This is a genomic window from Bradyrhizobium sp. (assembly GCF_030693485.1).
Lineage (GTDB): Bacteria > Pseudomonadota > Alphaproteobacteria > Rhizobiales > Xanthobacteraceae > Bradyrhizobium.
Window position 1 is genome coordinate 1 of the sequence record NZ_JAUYAN010000347.1, and the last position, 6,355, is coordinate 6,355.

Genomic DNA, 6,355 nt, shown 5'->3' on the forward strand with positions numbered 1-6,355 from the left:
ACCGGATCCTCGGCCGGCCGCGCCACCACGTAGGTCGGCGAGCGCTGCAGCATGGTGACATGCGCCGCCTGCTTGGCCATCTCCGGCACCAGCGTCACCGCGGTGGCGCCCGAACCGATCACCACCACCTTCTTGCCGGCATAGTCGATGTCGTCGGTCCATTTCTGCGGATGCACGATGCGGCCGGCGAAATTGTCGCGGCCGGAAAATTCCGGCGTGTAGCCTTCCTCGTATTTGTAATAGCCAGAGCACATGAACAGAAAATTGCAGGTGAAGCGCACCAGCTCGGTGCCGCCCTCGCCTGACGTGCGCTCAACCTCCACGGTCCAGCGCGCCTCTGGCGTCGACCACGACGCCCGCTTGACCCGGTGATGAAAGCGGATCTTCTTGTCGATGCCGTTCTCGGTCGCGGTCTCGCGGACATAATTCAAAATCCGCGGCCCGTCGGCGATCGCCTTGGCCTCGACCCACGGCTTGAAGGAATAGCCCAGCGTGAACATGTCCGAGTCGGAGCGGATGCCGGGATAGCGAAACAGATCCCAGGTGCCGCCGATACAGTCGCGGCCCTCCAGAATGACAAAGCTCTTGCCGGGGCATTTCTGCTGCAGGTGATAGCCCGCGCCGATGCCGGACAGCCCGGCGCCGACGATGAGGACGTCGAAATGTTCGGTTTGTGTGGTTGGTTCCATCGTTTGATTAGCGCGCAAGCCGAAGAAAAAATCAACTGGCAACACCCGCCTCGCAGGCCTCGCTATTCCAGCATTCCGTCACAAAAAGCATTGTTCAGGTTTGACGAGCGCATTTAATTGTAGTGAGATGCCACACTACTCTGGATTGAAGATAGTTTGCAATTTTCACGGAATGAATTTCGTCGAGTGAGGGGCGAGTGTGGCTCCTCGAATTGGGAGGGCAATATGAGTAACACCGACCAAGGGGGCAGTATGGAGGGGCCCAGCCCCCAGACTGCACCGGTGAGCGATCCGGCCTCTGCTGGCCAAGTTCGCTTCTACGGGACTTGCTTTTTGATCTTCGTGTTTCTGATTTTCTATCTGCTGGTCGCGACATGGCCCGTGCTCGTGCCGGATCCAGCCAATCCGGGTGTCGGCGCCAATAAGGCGTTCATGTACAAGCCATTTCGGCTTTTCGCCTTCGAGCCGTGCCATTGGGCGCCGGATTTGCGGATGTTCCTGACCGTCATTCTGGCCGGCGCGATCGGCAGCCTCATTCACACCCTGACATCCTTCGGAGACTATGTCGGTAATCGAAGACTGAGCTTGAGCTGGATTTGGTGGTTCGTTCTACGCACACCGATCGGGATCGCACTAGCGATCGTGTCTTACCTCATTCTTCGCGGCGGGCTGATTGTGCCCACGTTGCCTGCGACCAAAGACAGTGATCTGCAGGGAGCAACCTTGCTGCTGAATCCCTATGGGATTGCCGCCTTTGCGGCCCTGGCAGGCATGTTTTCGCGACAGGCAACCGACAAATTGCGCGAAGTCTTTGAAACCGTGTTCACCGCGCAGAAGGCGGTGCCCCGCAGCGCGCCACTCAAAGGCCAGCCTGCGATCAATGTCGAACCTCAAAAATTGACGACGGGAAAACCCGAAGTCTTGACCATCACCGGAAGCGGATTTGACAAGAACATCAAGGCGACCGTCGACGGCAAACCACGAGATCCGCAATGGCTCAGTGCCACCCAAATCAAGATTGCGACACTCGCTGAGGACGTGGCAAAGGCCGGCAAACTGGAACTCATCCTCAAGAATCCGAACAATGAGACGTTCAGTGCAACGATCGAGGTTATCGCCGGCAAACCTGTCGTTTCCTCTACGGAACCAAAAGAATTGACCACCGCCGGTCCGAAGTCGCTGACCATCATCGGCCAGGACTTTCAGACAGGTTGTACCGCCACCATTAATGGTGATCAACGCACGGTTGAACCGGGGGGAGACGACAAGAAGATAACCATTGCTCTCCAGGACAAAGACCTTGTCGTCGGAATCCTCAAGCTGAGCGTCAAGAATCCCGACGGTCAGACTTCAGAAGCGCGCAACATTACCGTGAAGCAATAGAATCGGGCAGCCAACAGCAAAACGCCGGCCCCTGGGCCGGCGTTTCTGATCCGGGTGGCAATCGCCCTCAATACCGGTAATGATCCGCCTTGAACGGGCCTTCCTGCTTGACGCCGATGTAGTCGGCCTGGTCCTTGCGCAGTTCGGTCAGCTTGACGCCGATCTTGGCGAGATGCAGCCGGGCCACCTTCTCGTCCAGCGATTTCGGCAGCACGTAGACTTCCTTCTTGTACTTGCCGTCCTTGTTGTTGGCCCACAATTCGATCTGCGCCAGCGTCTGGTTGGTGAACGACGCCGACATCACGAAGGACGGATGCCCCATGGCGTTGCCGAGGTTCACCAGCCGGCCTTCCGACAGCAGGATCATCCGCTTGCCGTCGGGGAAGGTGATCTCGTCGACCTGCGGCTTGATGTTGTCCCACTTCAGATTCTTCAGATGCGCGATCTGGATCTCGTTGTCGAAGTGGCCGATGTTGCAGACGATGGCGCGGTCCTTCATCGCGCGCATGTGCTCGATGGTGATGATGTCCTTGTTGCCGGTGGCGGTGACGAAGATGTCGGCGCGGGGCGCCGCGTCTTCCATGGTGACGACCTCGTAGCCTTCCATCGCCGCCTGCAGCGCGCAGATCGGATCGATTTCGGACACCATGACGCGGCAGCCGGCCTGGCGCAGCGAGGCCGCCGAGCCCTTGCCGACGTCGCCGAAGCCTGCGACCATCGCCACCTTGCCCGACATCATGACGTCGGTGCCGCGGCGGATGCCGTCGACCAGCGATTCACGGCAGCCATAGAGGTTGTCGAACTTCGATTTTGTCACGCTGTCGTTGACGTTGATCGCCGGGAACAGCAGCTTGCCGCTCTTCTGCATCTCGTAGAGGCGATGCACGCCGGTGGTGGTCTCCTCCGAAACGCCTTTGATGTTCTTGGCGATCTCGGCGAAATAACCCTTCGGCTTTTCCTTCAGCAGCTTCTTGATCAGCGCGTAGAACACTTCCTCTTCTTCGGATTCCGGCTTGTCGAGGAACGCGACGTCGCCCTGTTCGGCGCGCAGGCCGTGATGCACCAGCATGGTGGCGTCGCCGCCGTCATCGAGAATCATGTTGGGGGTGCCGCCGCCGTGCCAGTCGAACATCCGCGCGGTGTAGTCCCAGTATTCGACCAGGCTCTCGCCCTTCACCGCGAACACGGGAATGCCCGCCGCCGCGATCGCGGCCGCGGCGTGGTCCTGGGTCGAATAGATGTTGCAGGAGACCCAGCGGATGTCGGCGCCCAGTGCGGCCAGCGTCTCGATCAGCACCGCGGTCTGGATCGTCATGTGCAGCGAGCCGGCGATGCGCGCGCCCTTCAGCGGCTGCTTCGGGCCGTATTCCTCGCGCGTCGCCATCAGGCCGGGCATCTCGGTCTCGGCCAGCGAGATTTCCTTGCGGCCGAATTCGGCCAGCGAAATGTCCTTGACGATGTAATCGGTGAAGGCGGGCTTCTTGGCGGCGGCGGTCATGTGGTTGATCCCTTAAAAAGCATATTCCGAAAAGCACAAATGCTTTCCGGAATACGCATGATGATTACGGAGAAAGTCAGACGGCGCGCTTGAGCGCGTCGGCCAAGTCGGTCTTTTCCCAGGAGAAACCGCCGTCCTTGTCCGGAGTACGGCCGAAATGGCCGTAGGACGAGGTGCGGGCGTAGATCGGCTTGTTGAGGTCGAGGTGCTTGCGGATGCCGCGCGGCGTCAGGTCCATCGCCTCGGCCACCGCCTTTTCGAGCTTCTCCTCGGGCACCGCACCGGTGCCATGGGTGTCGATATAGATCGACAGCGGCCGCGCCACGCCGATGGCGTAGGCGAGCTGCAGCGTGCAGCGATCGGCGAAGCCGGCCGCGACGATGTTCTTGGCAAGGTAGCGCGCGGCATAGGCGGCCGAACGATCCACCTTGGTCGGGTCCTTGCCGGAGAAGGCGCCGCCGCCATGCGGGGCCGCGCCGCCATAGGTGTCGACGATGATCTTGCGGCCGGTGAGGCCGGCGTCGCCGTCGGGACCGCCGATGTAGAACTTGCCGGTCGGATTGATGTGCCAGGTGGTCTTGCCGTTGATCCAGCCGTCCGGCAGCGCCTGGCGGACATAGGGCTCGACGCGTTCGCGAACCTGGCTCGAGGTCATGTCCTCGACCAGATGCTGGTGCGAAACCACGATCTGGGTGGCGCCGACCGGCTTGCCGTTCTCGTACTGCACCGTGACCTGGCTCTTGGAGTCCGGACCCAGCACCTTCTCCTTGCCGGAGTGGCGCGCTTCCGAGATCAGCCGCAGGATCTTGTGGGCGTAGAACAGCGGCGCCGGCATCAGGTCGGGAGTCTCGCTGGTGGCGTAACCGAACATGATGCCCTGGTCGCCGGCGCCCTCTTCCTTGTTGGTGCCGGGCTGCAGCGCATCGACGCCCTGCGCGATGTCGGCGGATTGCGGATGCAGCAGGATTTCGACCTTGGCCTTCTCCCAGTGAAAGCCCTCCTGCTCGTAGCCAATGTCCTTGATCGCGGCGCGCGCCACGCTCTCGATCTGCTCGTTGGTGACGGATGCGGGACCGCGGGTCTCGCCGGCGATCACCACCCTGTTGGTGGTGGCGAGGGTTTCGCAGGCCGCCCGGATCGCCCAGGGATCGAAGCCTGCCTTCTGGCCTTCGCGGAAAAACAGATCGACGATCTCGTCCGAAATCCGGTCGCAGACCTTGTCCGGATGACCTTCGGAAACCGACTCACTGGTGAACAGATAAGACGCGCGCATCAACCAACCCCTTTTCCGCCTGACCTTGGCGGTCCCTTTATCAAAAATGTGCCTGAAGTGTCAGTCGCGACGGCGCGAGATGACGTAGGATTCGTCGTAGAACCAGAGCCCGTTATGCTTGCGCAGAACTTCCCTGGTGGCATCGAGAGTGCGGCCGCTTTGAGTCATGTCCGTCAACCGGTCGTCTTCGATCTGGGCGACATACACCGCCGCGTTCCACGCTGCAAAGGCCGTGGAGGTTCCGATCGAGCCGGTGACCTCGTTGGGCAGCGCTTCCATATCATATCGGAAGATCGAGCGGTTATCGGCATAAGCATTAAAGTTAAGGTCGCGCCCGGCCGATCCCAACTCGTATTTCACCGCGCGCAATAGCTCATGACGGCTCACCGCGAAAGGATTTTCTCCAGGCCAGACCGATTGGATAATCTCCAGCCCGGGATCCTGCCCGTGGGAGTGAATTCCGATCAGGCGGCCCCCGGCCCGCAGCGCCCGGGCCAGCGGTGCTATGATGCGTTTGGCGCGGAAATTCACAGAAGATTTGGCCCGGTAGGGCTGCGAAGCGATGATCAGGTCGAAATTGGCCTCGGAGCGGCCGGCCCTGGGGATGATCGAATCAAGCAAAAAGCGGTGATCCTCCCGGTACAGCACGATGGCGACCGGCCGCTCATAGACCGGCATGCCCGAGCGGGCGCTGACATTGGCCCGCCAGTTCTGCTCCAGAAACGGCCCCAATGCGGCGATCTGGGCCTCGAATTCGCCTGAGGAGGCCCCCTGCAGGGCCACCTCATGCCAGATCATGCCCGCGGCGGCCGCGGGCGAGGCCGGCGTCAGCCAGGGCGCCTCGGCGTAATACATGTTTGTCAGGACAAAAACGGTTGCCGGGTGCTCGAACAACCGGTCCGGGACCTTATCGAGGGTCAGCCGAACGTCCTCCAGGCTGAGTTCCTTGCCGGCGATATAGAACGGCATATGGGGGAAGCGGCCGTGCATCGAGCGCATGACCCGCGCCAGCACCGTGCCGTCGCCGACTCCGGCATCGAACACCCGCAGCGCCGGCGGCCGGGGGTGGATGCTGCCGAGTTCCAGCGCCACGCGCTCGGCGATCACCCGCTTTTCGCTGCAGGTATGGACAAACAGCAGGTATTTCTGCCGATTCTCGAAAAACCGGAAATTGCCGCGGGGATCGCGCTTCTCGGCGGGCACCTCGAGCCCGCGCGGCGCCGGCAGGCCGCCGGGCATGGAAGCGGCGATATAGGCCTGAATCCGGTCCAGTGTGTCGATGGTGATTCGCTTGCCCTCGCGCAAGCGGTGCACCAGCTTGCCGTCGTTGACGGCGCGACGGCCGAAGGTCGATTCCGCCATATCCGCCTGCCGGCAGAATTCGGAAATCCGGGCGAGGATCTGGTCGTTTTTCATGGGCCGGGATATCGAGCCGGGATTGGGACAGGCTGGTGGGCAGCCGCGGACGGCGCGGCCGTCCTAGCACGGTCTGCCCACTGTTGGAAATGCAGG

At 61.5% G+C, this 6,355-nt stretch carries 5 protein-coding genes; 1 reads left to right on the plus strand and 4 read right to left on the minus strand.

Annotated features, from left to right (window positions below):
* On the minus strand, window positions 1–689 hold a 689-nt coding region (locus Q8N40_RS25770; RefSeq protein WP_305713818.1), incomplete at its 3' end, for an NAD(P)/FAD-dependent oxidoreductase.
* 225 nt (window positions 690–914) lie between these two features.
* Between Q8N40_RS25770 and Q8N40_RS25775 the strand changes: the two genes are divergently transcribed.
* Window positions 915–2,072 (plus strand): IPT/TIG domain-containing protein, encoded by a 1,158-nt coding sequence (locus Q8N40_RS25775; protein ID WP_305713819.1) that lies wholly within the window; start codon window positions 915–917, stop codon window positions 2,070–2,072.
* A gap of 67 nt (window positions 2,073–2,139) precedes the next feature.
* Here the strand turns inward: Q8N40_RS25775 and ahcY are convergent, their stop codons facing one another.
* From ahcY to Q8N40_RS25790, 3 genes are all read right to left on the minus strand, one after another.
* Complete coding sequence (gene ahcY / locus Q8N40_RS25780; protein ID WP_305713820.1) at window positions 2,140–3,570, minus strand: adenosylhomocysteinase; 1,431 nt, start codon at window positions 3,568–3,570, stop codon at window positions 2,140–2,142.
* Between the two features lie 76 nt (window positions 3,571–3,646).
* Entirely contained in the window at window positions 3,647–4,843 is a 1,197-nt protein-coding gene (metK, locus tag Q8N40_RS25785; RefSeq protein WP_305713821.1) for a methionine adenosyltransferase, read from the minus strand.
* Window positions 4,844–4,903: 60 nt separating this feature from the next.
* The gene (locus Q8N40_RS25790) at window positions 4,904–6,259 is read right to left on the minus strand and encodes a hypothetical protein (protein WP_305322140.1); all 1,356 of its coding nucleotides are present in this window, start codon (window positions 6,257–6,259) and stop codon (window positions 4,904–4,906) included.
* Window positions 6,260–6,355 lie beyond the last annotated feature (96 nt).